The sequence below is a fragment of the Alistipes ihumii AP11 genome (genome assembly GCF_025144665.1).
Taxonomy (GTDB): Bacteria; Bacteroidota; Bacteroidia; order Bacteroidales; family Rikenellaceae; genus Alistipes_A; species Alistipes_A ihumii.
The window spans coordinates 2079634-2095404 of sequence record NZ_CP102294.1; the positions used below are offsets into that span (position 1 = coordinate 2079634).

13 protein-coding genes and 1 tRNA gene are annotated in these 15771 nt (G+C 58.4%); 3 read left to right on the forward strand and 11 right to left on the reverse strand.

The features are described 5' to 3' along the window. Positions 1-134: 134 nt before the first annotated feature. The 11 genes from NQ491_RS08430 to NQ491_RS08480 form a co-directional block, all read right to left on the reverse strand. Entirely contained in the window at positions 135-1349 is a 1215-nt protein-coding gene (locus NQ491_RS08430) for a glycosyltransferase WbsX family protein (RefSeq protein WP_026089766.1), read from the reverse strand. 15 nt (positions 1350-1364) lie between these two features. Next, positions 1365-2633, reverse strand: coding sequence for a glycoside hydrolase family 99-like domain-containing protein (locus NQ491_RS08435; protein ID WP_081587438.1), 1269 nt, complete (start codon positions 2631-2633; stop codon positions 1365-1367). A gap of 84 nt (positions 2634-2717) precedes the next feature. Then, positions 2718-4484, reverse strand: a complete 1767-nt coding sequence (locus NQ491_RS08440) for a RagB/SusD family nutrient uptake outer membrane protein (RefSeq protein WP_019246609.1) — start codon at positions 4482-4484, stop codon at positions 2718-2720. Positions 4485-4497: 13 nt separating this feature from the next. Beyond that, entirely contained in the window at positions 4498-7824 is a 3327-nt protein-coding gene (locus NQ491_RS08445; RefSeq protein ID WP_074431139.1) for a TonB-dependent receptor, read from the reverse strand. Between the two features lie 197 nt (positions 7825-8021). Then, positions 8022-9056 (reverse strand): FecR domain-containing protein, encoded by a 1035-nt coding sequence (locus NQ491_RS08450; RefSeq protein WP_019246607.1) that lies wholly within the window; start codon positions 9054-9056, stop codon positions 8022-8024. 108 nt (positions 9057-9164) lie between these two features. Beyond that, entirely contained in the window at positions 9165-9752 is a 588-nt protein-coding gene (locus NQ491_RS08455; RefSeq protein WP_019246606.1) for an RNA polymerase sigma-70 factor, read from the reverse strand. A 273-nt stretch (positions 9753-10025) separates the two neighbouring features. Next, complete coding sequence (locus NQ491_RS08460; protein ID WP_019246605.1) at positions 10026-10640, reverse strand: response regulator transcription factor; 615 nt, start codon at positions 10638-10640, stop codon at positions 10026-10028. Continuing rightward, on the reverse strand, positions 10637-11338 hold the full coding sequence (locus NQ491_RS08465) for a hemerythrin domain-containing protein (protein WP_026089764.1): 702 nt from the start codon (positions 11336-11338) through the stop codon (positions 10637-10639). The genes NQ491_RS08460 and NQ491_RS08465 overlap by 4 nt, the downstream gene beginning before the upstream one ends. A gap of 324 nt (positions 11339-11662) precedes the next feature. Next, the gene (locus tag NQ491_RS08470) at positions 11663-12028 is read right to left on the reverse strand and encodes a DUF2023 family protein (RefSeq protein ID WP_019246603.1); all 366 of its coding nucleotides are present in this window, start codon (positions 12026-12028) and stop codon (positions 11663-11665) included. Next, positions 12025-12534: a flavodoxin gene (locus tag NQ491_RS08475; protein ID WP_019246602.1), complete on the reverse strand. Its 510-nt coding sequence runs from the start codon at positions 12532-12534 to the stop codon at positions 12025-12027. The genes NQ491_RS08470 and NQ491_RS08475 overlap by 4 nt, the downstream gene beginning before the upstream one ends. Positions 12535-12909: 375 nt before the next feature. After that, positions 12910-13413, reverse strand: coding sequence for a PH domain-containing protein (locus NQ491_RS08480; RefSeq protein ID WP_019246601.1), 504 nt, complete (start codon positions 13411-13413; stop codon positions 12910-12912). A 442-nt stretch (positions 13414-13855) separates the two neighbouring features. Here NQ491_RS08480 and NQ491_RS08485 point away from each other — a divergent pair, with 442 nt between their 5' ends. From NQ491_RS08485 to NQ491_RS08495, 3 genes are all read left to right on the forward strand, one after another. After that, positions 13856-14758, forward strand: a complete 903-nt coding sequence (locus NQ491_RS08485) for a cation diffusion facilitator family transporter (RefSeq protein ID WP_019246600.1) — start codon at positions 13856-13858, stop codon at positions 14756-14758. Positions 14759-15057: 299 nt separating this feature from the next. Next, positions 15058-15149: transfer RNA gene (locus tag NQ491_RS08490), tRNA-Ser, on the forward strand. Positions 15150-15484: 335 nt separating this feature from the next. Then, positions 15485-15622, forward strand: coding sequence for a hypothetical protein (locus tag NQ491_RS08495; protein ID WP_019246950.1), 138 nt, complete (start codon positions 15485-15487; stop codon positions 15620-15622). Positions 15623-15771 lie beyond the last annotated feature (149 nt).

Sequence of the window (15771 nt, forward strand, 5' to 3'; positions counted from 1 at the left end):
TCGTTTCGGGCGGGATATGTTTTCGAGGCGGGGTTTCTTTGCGAGGGAAGTCCCGCTCCGACCGGATAAGAACACGCTGTCCGGCGGCCGAAATGCCGTCGGACAGCGTGTTTTGCGCATTTCGCCCGGGAAGATCAGGGTTTCGTGTCGGCGAATACGTCTCGAACAGCCTCCAAATATTTCATGCCGTGTACCGAGTCGGGCTCCAGATAGCTTCCCTCGGTCCATTCGTTCCAGCAGTTGATGTTCAAAATACGCGGACCGTCGGGGTCGGCCAGCAGGCGGTCCTTGGTCATCTGCAGCGCGGCCCGGAAGTTCTCCGGCGTGTTGTCGCACAGAATGCCCGAATAGGGGTAGCCGTAGGCCGGGTTCCAGTCTTTCTGCTGGTTCGTGCGCGGCGAAGGATCCCAGCCCATCGTTACGTTCGGGTAGTAGGGTACGCCGTACTCGGCTTTCGCCTTGTCCCAATAGGCCATATAGGCGTCGCGCACCGAGTTGTAGGCCGTACAAGTGTCGGCGGGCCAGCAGTGGTGTATCCATACGTAGGATGTGGCCGAGTCGAAGCCCAGCGCGCGCAGCAGTTCGAGCGTATTGGCCGGCACCTTTTCGACCGGAAGGATCGGATTGCCCCAGACGACCAGATTCCAGTGGACTCCTTTCAGCCCGGCGGCGACGGCTTTCTCGCGGAGCCGGTCCATGGCCGCTTTCGTGGCCTCGAGCGAGCCGAAACTCTCGACGAATTTCTGCACGTCGTAGACCGAGAAATAGGCCTTGCCGTCGATCAGCCAGTAGTTCGGTCGCGTGAAGTAGTCGCGCACCAGCTCGTCGCCGATCGTTTCGAACGCCTCGGGCGACACCTTGCCCGGGTAGAGCAGCTTTTGCGGTTCGCCGTGCGTGGCCGGATGAATCTCGACCCAGTCGTGATTGGCCCACATCAGCCCGAAGCGGATGTCGTTCACGTTCGGGGCCTTCAGGAACCCTTCGTCGAGGCAACGGTTCAGAAACGGCACGCTGTCGTAGCGATACCAGTCGAACAGCATCACGTCGATGCCGTGCGACGCGGCGGCCTCGATCTTACGGGCCATCACGGCCGGGTCCTTCTCGTCGGTATAGCCCCACAGCGGAACCTTGGGCTGGTCGTGCCCCTCGAAGCGCGGCTGCGCCTCGCGCACGAGTTTCCACTCGCTCCAGCCCTCGCCCTTGTTGAGCTCGTTGAGCGGGTCTCCGGTGTGGTAGTTCGGAAAATAATAACAGGCGACCGTGATGTCGTCTCCGGCTACCGGTCGCTCCGAGCGGCAGCCGGTCAGGACGGCCGCGGCGGCGGCCAGCGTCAGCAAAGTTCTATTCATAACAGTTCGGTTTGGTTAGTTTTTGACGGTTCGTTCTCCGGCCGTGCCCGTTCCGTTCGCTTGCTGCGAGCCGAATACGTCGCGCACGGCCTCCAGATAGCCCATGCCGTTTTCCGTGTCGGGCTCCAAGTAGCTTCCCTCGCCCCATTCGTTCCACGAGTTGATGACGACGATGCGTTCCGATTCGGGTTTGGCGAGGGTCCACGCCTTCGCTTCGGCCAGATATTTCTTGAACAGATAGGGCGTATTGTCGACGATCACGGCGCCGAACGGGTAGTCGCGCCGACGGAGCCACTCGCCGGGCGTTACGTTGCCGCATCGGGGAGACGAGTCCCATCCCATGCTGATGTTGAGATGGTACGGCACCGGAATGCCGGCCGCTCCGTTTTCGAGCCCGTTCGATCCGCCTCCGTTGCGGACGGAATTCATGTATTGGCTCGCGGCCTTTTCGTAGCGGGTGGCCGGAAAGTCGGGCAGAATGTTGTGATGAATCCAGACGTACGAAGTCGTCGAGTTGAGCCCGAGGGCGGCGACGGCCTGACTGAGAATGCCGCCCAGACCGAACAGCACGCCGTTGAGGTGCAGGTCGGGGAAGCCGGCTGCCTTGACCTTTTCTCGGAAGCGGGCGATCGCCTCGCCGGCCCGGGCGTAGTCGCCTCCGAACGTAGCGAGGAACGTATTCACCTCGTAGATCGAGAAGTAGGGGCATCCGTCGACGAGCCAGTACGACGGATGCTTGAAGTAGTGCTCGATCACATAGTCGGTCAGCAGTTCGAACGTCTCGGGTGTCACGGCTCCCCGGGCGATGTCGCCCAGATCGTGGTTGCACCACAATAGCGAGAATTTCATCCGGTCGTTGTTCGGAGCTTTCAGGAATCCTTCTTCCAGCGCCGAGCTGAGGTATTTGTTGCCCGGCATCTGGGCTTCGTCGTAGAAATACCAGTCGAAGATGAAGACGTCGAGGCCGTGGTCGGCCGCCGCATCGATTTTCTGTTGCATCACCTCGGGGCGATTCTCGTTCCGGTAGCCCCATGCCGGGACTTTCGGCTGCTTGTGTCCGTCGAACATCGGTTTGGCCCGTTGCAGGCTTCCCCATTCCGACGTGGCGACGGGCCCCCAGTTCGGAAAATAATATGCGGCGACCGTCACGTCGCCCGGCGGGACGTCGATCGGCGGCCCGCCGGGAGCGGATCCGTCCTTCGGATCGGAGTTGCAGCCCGACATCAGAGCCGGAACCATGCAGAGCGCCGCAGCGCAACAGATCGGGAGTATGATATTTTTCATGGCGTTTGGGAATGTAAGTTAGCAAAAAAACTGCTGCGGGCTACATCGGCAGCCCGCAGCAGACTGCAAAAAAGAGAGAGTGTATTACCTCCAGCCCGGATTGTTGGGCAGCAGGTTCGGATTCTGTTGGGTTCGGCTTTGTGCGATAGGCCAGTAGTAGTGCATCTCGTTGAAATAGGGTTCGGGCGTTCCGCAGATGTTGTCGACGATCTCGACATAGTATTTCTGCGTTGCCCAGTCGAGCTTGTAGCGCATGCCGTGCCAAGCGTGCGAGAGGTCTTGTACGGCGGTCCGCCAGCGGCGTACGTCCCAGTAACGGTTGCCCTCGAACGCCAGCTCGATCTTGCGTTCGTGGCGGATCTGCTCGCGCGTGATCGATTGCAGTTCGGGCATGCCGGCCCGGGCGCGGATCTTGTTCACGGCCCACAGCGCCGAGTCGGGCTTATTCAGTTCGAAGGCTGCTTCGGCGAAATTCAGGTAGATTTCGCCGAGCCGGAAGACGATCCAGTCGGTTTTCGAGTAGTAACGCTCGGGGATCATGGCCGACGACTCGTCGAGGTATTTCAGGATGCCGAACGGCGTGGGGCGCCAGTTGTTCGCGCAGACGCCCAGCGCCGGCACGCCTTCGTAGAAACCGTCGTTGATCCACTGTCCGTCGACGAAGATGCCTACGTGGTAGTCGAGCGTCACGGAGGCTCCCTCGTGCGTCCATGGCGTGCCTTGCGTATAGATCGAGGCTTTGAAGCGAGGGTCTTTCTTGCCCCACAGCTCGTCGAGCGTCCATGTGTAGTACTGGGCGACCTTCTCGCGGTCGATCGTGGGATCCGAGCCGTCGATGTTTTCGTACGACTCGACGAACTCCAGATAGACGCAGTTCTGCTGTCCGCCGGCCCATGCGTTGTATCCGCTCGGATTCTGCCACATGTCCCACGAGTGGCCCTTGCCCGACTTGCCGTCGTAAATTTCGGAGAAAATCACCTCGCAGTTGTTTTCGTCGAGGAAGATGTTCCGGTAATTTTTCGAGCGGTCGTCGGGATATTTCTCGTAAAGCGCGAACGGACTGCCGTACAGCAGGCGGTTGCTCGCGTTGAGCGACTCCTGCCAGAAGTGTTCCTTCTTGTCGGCCGGAATACCCACCAGACCGTCGAGCTGGACCGTTCCCCAGCTCGCTATGCTACCCGCGTACATCGCGGCTCGGCTTTTCAATGCGGCGGCGGCATAGAGTGTCGGTCGTCCCAGATCGGCCGCTCCGTATGCGTCGGGGAGCAGCCGGTTGTCGATGATGTCGTTCATCTCGTCGAGAATGAACTGGTAGACGGCCTCTTCGGTCGCGCGTTTCGGGTAGAGCTCTTCGGGCGAATCGGAAAGTTGCTGCGCTTTCAGGATCAGAGGCACGCCTCCGTAACGCTTGACCATGTTGAAATAGGCGAATGCCCGGAGGAAGCGGGCCTCGGCCGTGCGGGCCGTCCGGACGGCTTCGTCGACCGGTGCGGTCTCCATTTTTTCGATAAATACGTTCAGTTTACGGACGGTCGGATAACCCCACCAGTCCCAGTCGCCGCCGCTGATGCTCAGCCAATGGGTTTTGGGTGTCTGGGTCCATGCGCTGGTCGATTCGTCGGCGAAGCCGGTCGCATACATGCAGTTGAACCAGTCCTGCGTCGCGCCGTAGGGCATCTCGTTGAAAAAGCACATTTCGGCGTAGCATTGCAGCAGGTAGTTGTCGATCAGTACCGGATCGTTCCACAGCACGTCGTCCGAGATGATGTCCAGCGGCTCTTTGTCCAAAACGCTCGTGCAGGAGCTCAGACCGCAGAGTATCGAAATCAGTATGATATGGATTTTTTTCATGGCTGTTCGGGTATTAAAGGGAAATGTTCAGGCCGATCGTAAAGGTACGCATCAGCGGATAATAGCGAGTTCCCGCGCCGCTCGGCGCTTCGGGATCGAGCTTGTACTTGTTCAGTTTGCTGATAGTGAACAGGTTGGTCCCGGCAACGTAGATTCTCAGGTTGCCGATCTTGGCGCGGCTCATCCAGCGTTTGGGAAAGGTATAGCCGATCGACATCGACTTGAGGCGCAGGTACGAAGCGTTGACCAGACGGTAGTCCGATGCCCAGTCGTTCGAGGCGGCTCCTCCCAGACGGGGAACGATCGCATGACGGTCGTTGTTCTCGTAGGTCCAGCGCTCCTTGTACATGATTTCGGGGAAAACCATCGCGTGGCGCAACACGACGTTCTGGCTGAAGCCGAAAGCCCCTTGGAACAGGGCCGACAGGTCGAATCCCTTGAATGCGAGATCGAGGTTCAGTCCGGCCATCCAGTGCGGCATCGTACCTTTGCCGATCTCGACCTGGTCGCGCCAGTTCAGCACGTCGTCGCCGTTGGTATTCAGCAGGTGGACGTCGCCCTGTTTCAGGAACGAGTTGTCCGACCCGTCCAGATAGCGGTAGTCCAGCGCGTCGATCTCTTCCTGCGAGGTAAACAGTCCGTTGGAACGATAGCCGAAGTCCCGGTCGATCCAGTTGCCCGTCTTCTTGTAAAGCCGGATCTCGTCCGGGTCGGTGTATTCGGGTTCGTCGTAGTAGCCCCATTTCGAGCGGGCCCACGATATGTTGGCCGCCACGTTGTAGCGGAAGTCGCCCGCCGCGCCTTTGTAGCCGAGCGTGAACTCAAAACCGCGTGTGTTGATGCTGTTCAGGTTTTCGGTCGGAAGCGTGGCGCCGAACGTGTCGGGCAGCGAGACGGCGCGGCTGCCCGGGATGCCGTCCCTCACGCGGTAGAACACGTCGGCCTCGCCGTAGAGCCTGCTGTGGAACAGCCCGAAGTCGAGACCGACGTTCCATATCTTCATCTGTTCCCACGACAGCATCGGATTGGCGAGGCCCGTCGCGGTGAGTCCCTGCACGGCCTGCGAGCCGATGATATACGAGCTTCCGTAGACATAGCCGGCCAGGTAATCGAAATTGGCCACGCCGTCATAGCCGGTCATGCTGAATCCGGCCCGCAGCTTCAGGTTGTCGATCACGCTCGTGTTGTCCTTGATGAAAGGCTCCTCGGAGATTCTCCAGCCGGCCGATACGCTCGGGAATACGCCCCAGCGCGAATGTTTGTCGAATTTGGCCGAACCGTCGTAGCGGACGGTCGCTTCGAATAGGTATTTCGAACGATAGGCGTAGTTGAGCCGGCCGATAAGGCTCGAACGGCCCATTTCCGACGCGCGGCCGTCGGCGAACTGATTCTGGAGTCCTCCGGCGAACAGATACGGGATGGAGGTCGTCGCGAAACCGGTCCGTTGCGCCGTGATCCAGCTGTCGTCGTAGTCGATCAGCTCGTACAGCAGCAGAGCCTTCAGGTCGTGGTCCTCGGCGAAAGTACGTTCGTAGTTCAGCGAGAACTGGGCCGTCAGCCGCTGTCCCTTGCTGGCTTGCTGAGTCAGCTTTTTCTCGAGGGAGAGAGACTGGAGCGTGTAGGTGTCCGATGCGTAGTTGTACAGATAGGTATCGGGCAGGTATTGGAAGAATTTGTAATCCTGGGACCATTTGTCCAGCGCTACGAATGCCTTGGCCGACAGGCCAGGTACGGCGGTCACGTCGTACTTGAGCGAGCCCGAGGCGCGAATCGATTGCGTGTCCGTGTCGCGCGTGCCGCTCAGATTACGGTTGCTCGAGATGTGCGCGCCGCCGGTGCCGTTCGTGCTGGCGTACGGAATCTTCGTCGGGTCCGGAAGCGAGCTCGGATAGATCGGCTCGGTGTTCCAGATATCGTTCCAGACCGAGTTCTCGCCCTGGTCGTCGCGCCAAGGGAAGCGGCGGTTCTCGATGATCGTCGAGAAGTCGACCGACATGCTCAGGTTTTTGAGTATTTTCGCGTCGATGTTCGAACGGATATTGTAGCGCTGGTAGTTGCCGCCTCCGCGCCGGATCATCGATTCCTGATCCAGATAGCCGAAGAATCCGTAGTACTTGATCTGCTCGGTTCCGCCCTGCAGCGACAGGTTGTGCTGGTGCTGGGGCGTCATTTTGCGCATCAGGTAGTCTACCCAGTCCGTGCTCGGGTAGTCGGGATCGGTGCCGGCGTAGTACTTTTGTATCTGCTCTTCGGAGAACCGGGCCGTTTCGGCCGGCTGACCCGACTGGATATGCGCTTCGCGCACGAGTTCGGTATACTGTCCGGCCGAGGTCATTCGCATCAGGTTCGTCGGGTTCTGGAACGTGACCGTGCTGTTCAGCGTGATCGTCGGCTTGCCTTCCTTGCCTCGCTTGGTCGTGACCAGAATCACGCCGTTGCCGGCCCGGGCTCCGTATACCGCTGCCGAGGCGTCTTTGAGCACCGAGATCGACTCGATCTCGTTCGCGTCGATGTTGTTGAAGTCGCCTTCCACGCCGTCGACGATCACCAGCGGGGGATCGAAGCCCCGGATGCTGAGCGTCGCGGCGTCCGCTCCGGGCAGGCCGCTTTGCTGTTTGGTAATCAGGCCCGGCAGTCGTCCGGCCAGCGCGTTGGTCGTACTGGCGACCGGTGCGACGGTCAGGTCCTCCGAGCGGACCGTCGCAACGGCTCCCGTCAGGCTTTCCCGCTTGGCCGTGCCGTAGCCGATGACGACCATTTCCTGCAATTCGGTGGATTCCTCTTCCAGCGTGATGTCGATCCGGGTCCGGCTGCCGATTTCCACCTGTTGCGGAATATAGCCCAGATAGGTGACTTGCAGCATGTCCTCCGGCGATGCCGTGATCCGGAAGCTGCCGTCCGTTCCCGTGGCGGTGCCGTTGGTCGTCCCCTGCACGAATACGTTGGCGCCGATAATCGGGTTGCCCAACGCGTCGGTGATCTTTCCTGTTACGGTGACCGGTTTGGACGACCGCGCGGGGACATGGCCGATCGTGATGTGCCGGTCGGAGATTTGGTATCCCAGACCGGTTCCCCGGAGCAGTAGGTCGAGCGCTTCCGAGAGCGGGCGATTGCGGACGTTCAGGCTGATTTTGCGGTTCCGGTCGATGTCATCGCTCTTGTAGAGAAACATCAGTCCGGTTTGCCGTTCGATTTGTCCGGCGGCTTCCGAGAAAGTTCCGTCCTGCACGGCTACCGTGACCGGTCGGTTCAGCACGGCCTGCTGGGCCGATGCCTGTAAAATGCTAAATGCCAATAATAAAAAGCAGGGTAATATGGCATGTAGTGAAAAATTTTTCATAAATTTGTACGTTTTTAAAAGGTCGCCGATACCCGTTCCGTCTACTTAGGGGGTAATGGACGGGGATCGGATTGAATGGATTAAAAACAAACGGAGTCGGATCGGGTCTTACCTGTTCCGGCTTTTTTTAGGGGGGGATCAGCTGGTTTTCATGGCTCGAAGTGGTTTTAGGTTTTCGGTTTCGGGATTATGACGGTTCACTTTTTTTCCAGCGCGAAGTCGTTTCCGTGCTGTACGACCGTGAATCTTTTCTCGAAGTTGAGGGTCTCGAGCACTTCCGTGATTTTCTGTTCCAGAGGGAAGGCGCCCGTGTAGCGGACAGAGCCCAGCGAATCGTCGACGGCGATTTCGATCCCGTAGTATTTTTCCAGCCGCGAGACGATCATCGACAGCGGCTCGTCCCGGAAGCGGAACACGCCGTCGGTCCACGTGCGGTTCCTGTCTTCGTCCGAGAGCAGGGTTGCGGTCAGCTCTCCGGTGCGCGTGTCGAAGCGGCATTGCTCGAAAGGTTTCATCCGCACCGACTCCAGCAGCGAGCCCTCCGTTCCGAGCACGTCGAGCTGCACCGCCCCGCTCAACAGCGTGACGATATTGAACGTATCTCCGTCGTAGGCCATCACGTTGAACGAGGTTCCCAGTACGCGGATTCTCTGGCGCTCGGTGTGCACGACGAACGGTTTGCGCGGGTCGCGCGACACGTCGAAATAGGCTTCGCCGTCGAGCCATACCTCGCGGGCCGATCCGTCGAACGAGGTCGGATAGCGCAGTCGGGACGATGCGTTCAGCGTGACCCTGGTCCCGTCCGAAAGAACGACTTCCGAATGGTTTTTCGCTTCGGCGGCCACTTCGTTGTATCCGGCGGCTCGGTGCAGGACGACATGACGGCTCATTGCGAAGCCGGCCGACAGGGCGATCAGCGCGACGGCGGCATAGCGCAGCGCGGTCCGGGCCATGCGGCGCAGAGGCGTACGGTCCGACGTCCGGCCGGCGGTTCGGTTTTCGCCGCTCCGGATACTCGTTTGCCGGACGAGCCTTTCCCAGCCGGCTTCGATTTGCCGCTGGTCGAGCGGATTCATCCGTCCCATGTCGTACAGGTTCTTCATCTCGAACAGCGTTCGGCGGGCCTGCTCGTCCCGCTCGATCGTTTCGAGCAGGCGCTCTGCCTCCTCGGGCGACAGTCGTCCTTCGAGGTATGCCGCGGTCAGGGATTCTATCGTGTCGTTTCCGTTCATTTTCCTGTCTGTTTGGCGTCTTTGGGCCGCCCTTTTATATTACAAACGATTCTGAACGGTTTTTTACTTACCGGATCGGTCCGATATTTTGCATGGAAACGAGAAAAATCAGAAAATTTGCCTGCCGAGAACCAGCCAGCCGCCCAGCGTCAGGATTCCCGTCAGCGAGCGGCGGAGCAGTTTCAGCGCCTTGTACAGCTGAGCCTCGACCGTGCGCTGCGAAATGCCGAGTTCCGCCGCTATGTCGCGGCTTTTGCAGCCGTCGAGGTATGTTCTCCGGAAAATCTCGCGGCAGCGGTCGGGCAACTTGTCGATTTCGAGATAGACGGCCCGTAGCTGCCGCTCGTCGGGAGCATGTTCCCAGTGCGCTTCGTGGTATTCCAGTTCGTGCAGCTTCAGTTGCGCGATGGTTTTCGACAGGAAGTTGTTTTCGACCTGCTGATGCCGGACGTGATCGCGGCAGGCGTTCAATACGCAGCGGAACAGATAGCGGCGTATTTCCGTTTCGGGCATCCGGAACCGCCGTGCGGTCCAGATACGGACGAAGACATCGTGTACGAGGTCGCGTGCCGTGCCGTCGTCGACGAAACGTTCCGCATAATTGACCAAGGCCGAGACATGCAGCCGGTAGAGCAGGTTGAATGCCGTCAGTTCGGAAAGCTCTGTTTCCGTGGAGTATGCCGGTGACTCCGTCATGGTTGGTCGGGTGGATCGCTCGCGGTATGGGTTACGGATATAGAACAAAAATAATATTTTCGGGCTTAAGTGTGCTTTCCTTCGGTTCTTTTTTTCGGGGCGAGGGAGAGGCCGGTGCGTCGTACGACGCGAGCGGGAAAAGGTAGGACGACTTTCCGGAGACCGGGAAGGTCGCGTTTCTGGCAGGATTGTCCGGATTCCGGCGCTGAGACGTAAAATGTTCTAGTCTGAGGACGGGTGATTCGCCGGGCCGGATAAAAGCGTACGCGTTCGCTACTGGTCGGAGTCCGATATGGTTTCCTTGATTTCGCTCAGTTCGACCAGTTTGTTGACTATGGCATAGATCGTAAGTCCGGCCGGGCTGTGGATCTGGAGCTTGCCCGCGATGTTGCGGCGGTGCGTGATGACCGTATGCAGCGATAGGCACAGCTTTTCTGCGATCTGCTTGTTGGTCATGCCTTTGACGACGCATACGACGATCTCGCGTTCGCGCGCGCTCAGCGCGTCGTGCTCCTTGCCGCCTGCCTCGGAACCGTGCAGTTGGAGAAGCTTCTCCTTGATCTGCTCGGCCGTGTCGTAGATCGAGATCGTCTGGTCGTATGCTTTCAGCGTCGAGGAGTCCGTGACCGAGTATTGCAGCGCTATGCACTTCATCGGGAGACATCCTGCTTCGCTTTTGATCTTTTGGAGCGAGAACATGCCCAGCAGCGCCGGATTGACGATCAGCATGTCGGGCTTTTGGCGGCAGAGCGCCGAGCCGAGCTGCGCTATCTCGGCTATCTCGAGTATCTGGATATTCAGAGTTGTCAGCCGTCCGAGCACCGACAGCAACCCGCTGCGGATGATGACCGACGGCTCGGCGACGGCTATTTTCATGGACGTGCTCATCGCGAACAACCGTTTTTGCGCTCGAGCTCCGCGATCAGCGGCACGAACAGGTTGTCCTCGATGCGGTTGTGGGAAGCCAGATCCGTTGCGCAGGAGAATATGTCGAACAGCACGCTGTTGAGCTCGTTGCTTCCGGTAGCCGGATAGTATTTGATGATGATATTCTTGAGCTCGGCCAGCCGCGACTCGACCTGATCGTGCTGCTTGCTGAAGATGCCGATGTGATATTTTCCGTTGCCGGATTTTCCCTGTACGAGCGAACGGACGTAGGGGAAAACGGTGGTTTCCTCGTAGTTCATGTGCTTGCGCACCTCGGCGACGTACTGGTCGAAATAGCGCATGATGGCGAACGAAACGTCGCTGTGCCCGCAGTCGATCGCTTCGATCAGCTTGCGGCGGATCAGGGGCAGACGGAAATCGAGGAAATAGCTGTGCGAGTTTTGCAGATAGCTTACCAGAGCCTCGACCGAAAGCGACGGATCGATCTGTTCGGCGGTCGTATGGTCGTCGAGCAGCAGGTTGACGATCGTCAGGAAAGTTTTCGTATCGACGCCGCTGTCCTCGCAGACTTCGCCGATCGTTTTGTCTCCGAATCCGAGCGATATGCCGAACCGGCTGATTACCAGAAGCATCGGATAATTTTCGCAGATCAGATCGCTCATTCTGTCGGTCTGCTTGTATCGGCCGAGTTTGTACATCTTCATTTTCGTTTTTCGAGGCTTGTTCGCTATGACAAAGATAACTATTTCGCGCGACTCGCCTCGGTCGGGTCCGTAGTTTCCCGGTGCCGCTCGTCGGAAGCGTACCGTCGGACAGCGCTCCGCACCCCGAACGCGACTTCAAAGTTCGCGCTTTCCGCCGCGACGGGCAATCCGTGCAAATCGGTATTTCGGGTGGTCCGAATACCTATTTTTGGGTAGTCCGGCTCGGGGTCCGACCATATGGAGCGAGTCCGGATCGCGCCTCGCGGGATGATCCGGACTCCGTGAAACTTAAAACAGATGGCATGAAGATGAGAGAAGCTATGCGGTGGCTTTCCGCATGCTTTTCCGATCGCAGTACCTCCGGCACTGCATCGATATGTCGTAGCCGAGCATCGCGCCCAGCATGAAGTCCTCCTCGGGCGACAGCCGGTTCAGAGGCTTGTGTATGAATGTCTTGACGGCGTCGAGGCATTCCTGTTTGCCGAAGTACAGGTTGACCTTCTTTTCGGAGACCTCCTGAATCATGTAGCCGATTTGCTGCCCGCGCAGCCTTTCGGCCACGATCGAGGCGCACGTACGGCACATCGTGCAGAGGACCAGGCTGCGGACTCCTTTCTTGAATTCGTAGATATGATGCATGAACATCTTCATATCGCCGAACCGGGCGTATTCCTGCTCGCTCATGACAGTTCCCTTTTCACCGCTTCGATCCAGCGGTCGGTCCGCGCGGCGGTCTTGTCGTCCTCGTTGAGTTCGTCGACGGCCAGTCCCACGAACTTTCCGTCGCGGCATACGCCCGAGTCGGTCACCGCGTAATCCTGCGGCTCGTATGCGCCGACGAACCGGCAGCCGGTAGGCTGAAGCTCTTCGTAAATCGTGCCGAGCGCGTTGCAGAACGTGTCGGGGTAGGATTCGCTGTCGCCGCAGCCGAAGAGCGCTACCGTCTTGCCGGACAGGTCCCGCGTCTTGATCTTGTCGAGAAAACCGTACCAGTCGTCCTGCAGGTCGCCGTCGCCCCATGTGGACGATCCGAGCAGCAGACAGTCGTAGCCGTCGATAGTATCGGGAGCCGCGTCCGCTACATCGTGCGTATCGGCTTTGGAAACGCCCGTTTTCAGGGCAATCTGTTCCGCGAGGGATTGGGTCGTTCCGGTCGAGCTCCCGTAGAATATTCCGATCTTGTGTTCCATATGTCTCTTTTGTTTTCGGCAAAGATAACGGGACACGACCGGTTGCGAAATACCTAAACATAGGGAAACGAGCGGCCGGAGATACCTGGAACCGGAGGAGGCCCTTGGGGGCCGAACGTAGATCGTCCGGCGGCGGACGGTTTCCGAAACCTCCGGCCCGGGACGTCGACAGGAGCGTGCGGCGAAACGTTTCGGCCGGAGCGGCCGTTCGGACGCGTTCCCGGACGCATTCCCGGACCCGTGTCCGGGCGGACGGCGGGGCTTTCGGCTGCCCTTGCTTGATTGGAATCTGATTGCAGCCGCGTCTGCTGGGATGTTCCGGCGGCAGCGAGCGTTCCGGCATAACATGGAAACGGTACGGACTGTTCTCCGGATTCAGAGCGAGTTCTCGTGCGCCGTCCGGACGAAAGCGTGGCGGAGGCTTGACGAGGCTTGCGCGAGCCGGAAAGTCAGCTTCCGCCCTTCCGTCGTCGTCAGACGCAGGCCGTATCGCCCCGACGGATCGAGAGCGGCCACCGATGCCGAAGGCAGCGCGAAGACCGTTTTCTTCTTCCCGAAAATCGATCCGACGAAAATCAGCCGCCGGTCCGTCAGTACCAACCGGCCTCCGTGCAGACCGTACGTGGCCGCGCTACCGGCCAGCAGGACCTCTCCCGGCTCCATATCGGGCCGGATCCTGTCGTAGCGGGCTATTTTCTGCCGAATCCAGGTCGCGTAGACATAGCTGATTATCCAGCTTAAAAGAATGACGCCGGCCATGTTCAGCGCCAGATAGGACGGCGACGCATTCGGTCCGGGATGGACGAGCAGCCGGTAAGCGCCCAGTACGAGGGCGAATTTCCAAAAAAAGGAGCGGCGGATGTGCGTTGTTCGGTTCATCGGGTGAGATTTTGAAGGTTTATGTTCGTATTCGTTCCCCAATATAAGAATTAAAATATTTGTTTGCAAGCGGTTCGGCGTTTCGGGCTTTGGTGTTTCCGGTTCGGCTGCGCAGTGGCGCTTCTTGGGGGGCTTGAAAAATAGGACTCGAGCGTGCTTGCCGCTATCGGCGGTCGGAGACCGTACTCCCGGCCGGGGAATGCGGCGTGCCGGCCGTTGTTCGGAACGGACCCGGACTTGAGTTCCGGAACCGAAAAGTCCTTGTTCCGATCCGGCCGCGTTGCCATGCCGCTTTCTGAACAGAACCTTGAGGCCGGCTCTTCTTTCCCGATAATTTTCGTAACTTGCCCGCCGGAAACGTTTTCCCGCCCGGCTCGTGCCGTTCTCGTTCCGGCGTGTCGTTTCCAAAGTAAGAATAGGGTATTAGGAAAAAAGAAGCTTTATGGGACACGATCATCACCATCATCTGCCGGTCGACCATCTGAACAGGGCTTTCGTGGTCGGCATCGTGCTGAATTTGGTTTTCGTCTGCGTCGAGTTCGGGGCCGGGGTCTGGCTCGACTCGGTCGCGCTGATCTCGGATGCCGGGCATAACCTGAGCGACGTGGTCAGTCTGGTGCTGTCGCTGATCGCTTTCCGGCTGGCTCGCGTGAAGCCTACGGCGAGCTATACCTACGGTTATCGGAAGAGTACCGTGCTCGTCTCGCTGCTCAACGCCTGCATTCTGCTCGTGGCCGTCGGCGTGATTCTGGTCGAGAGCGTCCGCAAACTGTATGATCCGCAGCCTGTCGACGGCGACAGTATCGCGTGGGTGGCCGGCATCGGCATCGTGATCAATGCGTTCACGGCCTGGCTGTTTATCCGCGATAAGGAGAAGGACCTGAATGTCAAGGGGGCTTATCTGCATATGGCGGCCGACACGCTCGTGTCGGTGGGCGTGCTCGTGTCGGGAATCGTCATCCGGCTCACGGGATGGTATGCGATCGATCCGGTTGTCGGCATCGCGATCGCCTTGGTAATCTTGTTTTCCACGTCTAAGCTGTTGCATGACAGCCTGCGCCTGTCGCTGGACGGCGTGCCCGTCGGAATCGACAGCGAACGCGTGCGGCGCTCCATTACGGAGACCGACCCGCGTATCGAGGATGTGCACCATGTGCACATCTGGGCGATCAGTACGACGCAGAACGCCCTGACGGCGCATGTCGTAGTCCGGTCGCTGGACGATGCCGAAGAGCTCAAGCATGAGATCAAGCACCGGCTGGAGCACGAAGGAATCGGTCATGCGACGCTTGAGTTCGAGCTTTGCGGCGAACATTGCGCGAAGGAGTGCCCGGAATGCAGGTAAGCCCGAGCACGTGCGACGCAGTCGCTGCGGCGACCGCCGGGACGAGCGGGCGCCCGTAACCCCTCCGAGGCGAGCCGTCGGACTTGTGAATCGGTAGCGCGCGTTTCATTATTTCGTTGTTGTGCGGCGATAGGGTACCGTTGTCGCTCCTTAACTCGTTTCGTGTTGCTGGCCGATTCCCTTCGCGGATATTTTCGTGCCGTCGCGATCCGTTCTCGCCGTATGCACACAAAATTTGAAGAAAAATTCGCGCGAACTTTCAAAATATCGCGGATTTGTATATCTTCGCACCCGGAAATGGAGAGATGCCGGAGTGGTCGAACGGGGCAGACTCGAAATCTGTTGAACTGCTTATGTGGTTCCTAGGGTTCGAATCCCTATCTCTCCGCCACGTTGAAAGCCAAGAGGCGACAACGATAGGTCAAATCCTGCAGGATCAAATACTTGCAGGATTTTTTCTTTTTTGGGGTATCGTCAAAACCAGCGCGAAAAAGGCTCTGAAACAGGTAGCAGAGTATCCAAATCGTTACCTGAAGACCTTACACCCGATCAGGTAACGATTTGTCCGGAATTGTCTTATTTGCAGTCGAATATGGCTAAGAGGATCTGTCGAGACGAAAAACGGGGTCAGTAATTTTGTAAACATTATAATTCCCTTTTTGTATGGACAAATAAACCGGTCTTCTTTCCATTAGATAGAACGATCCGGAATAGGATATCGAACGTATGTTGGAATATTATCATCGTAAGGGCTATTCCGACAGTTGGATCAATCAACGACTGCAATCTATCGAGATTCGCAAGGAACTGACCGACGAATGGGAACGGCGCGTCGTTAAAAAGGCCGGAAATATGCCGTTTTAACCGGTATCATCACGCTGACGGCACCGTTCGTCATGGCCGTATGGGGGGTGTATCGGGATTGAAACATCTTCGGTCTAAAAAGTAACGATACACAAAATATAAATCCTTTCTCTCGGGAGGAGATATAAATCAGGGGATAGAATTGCAAA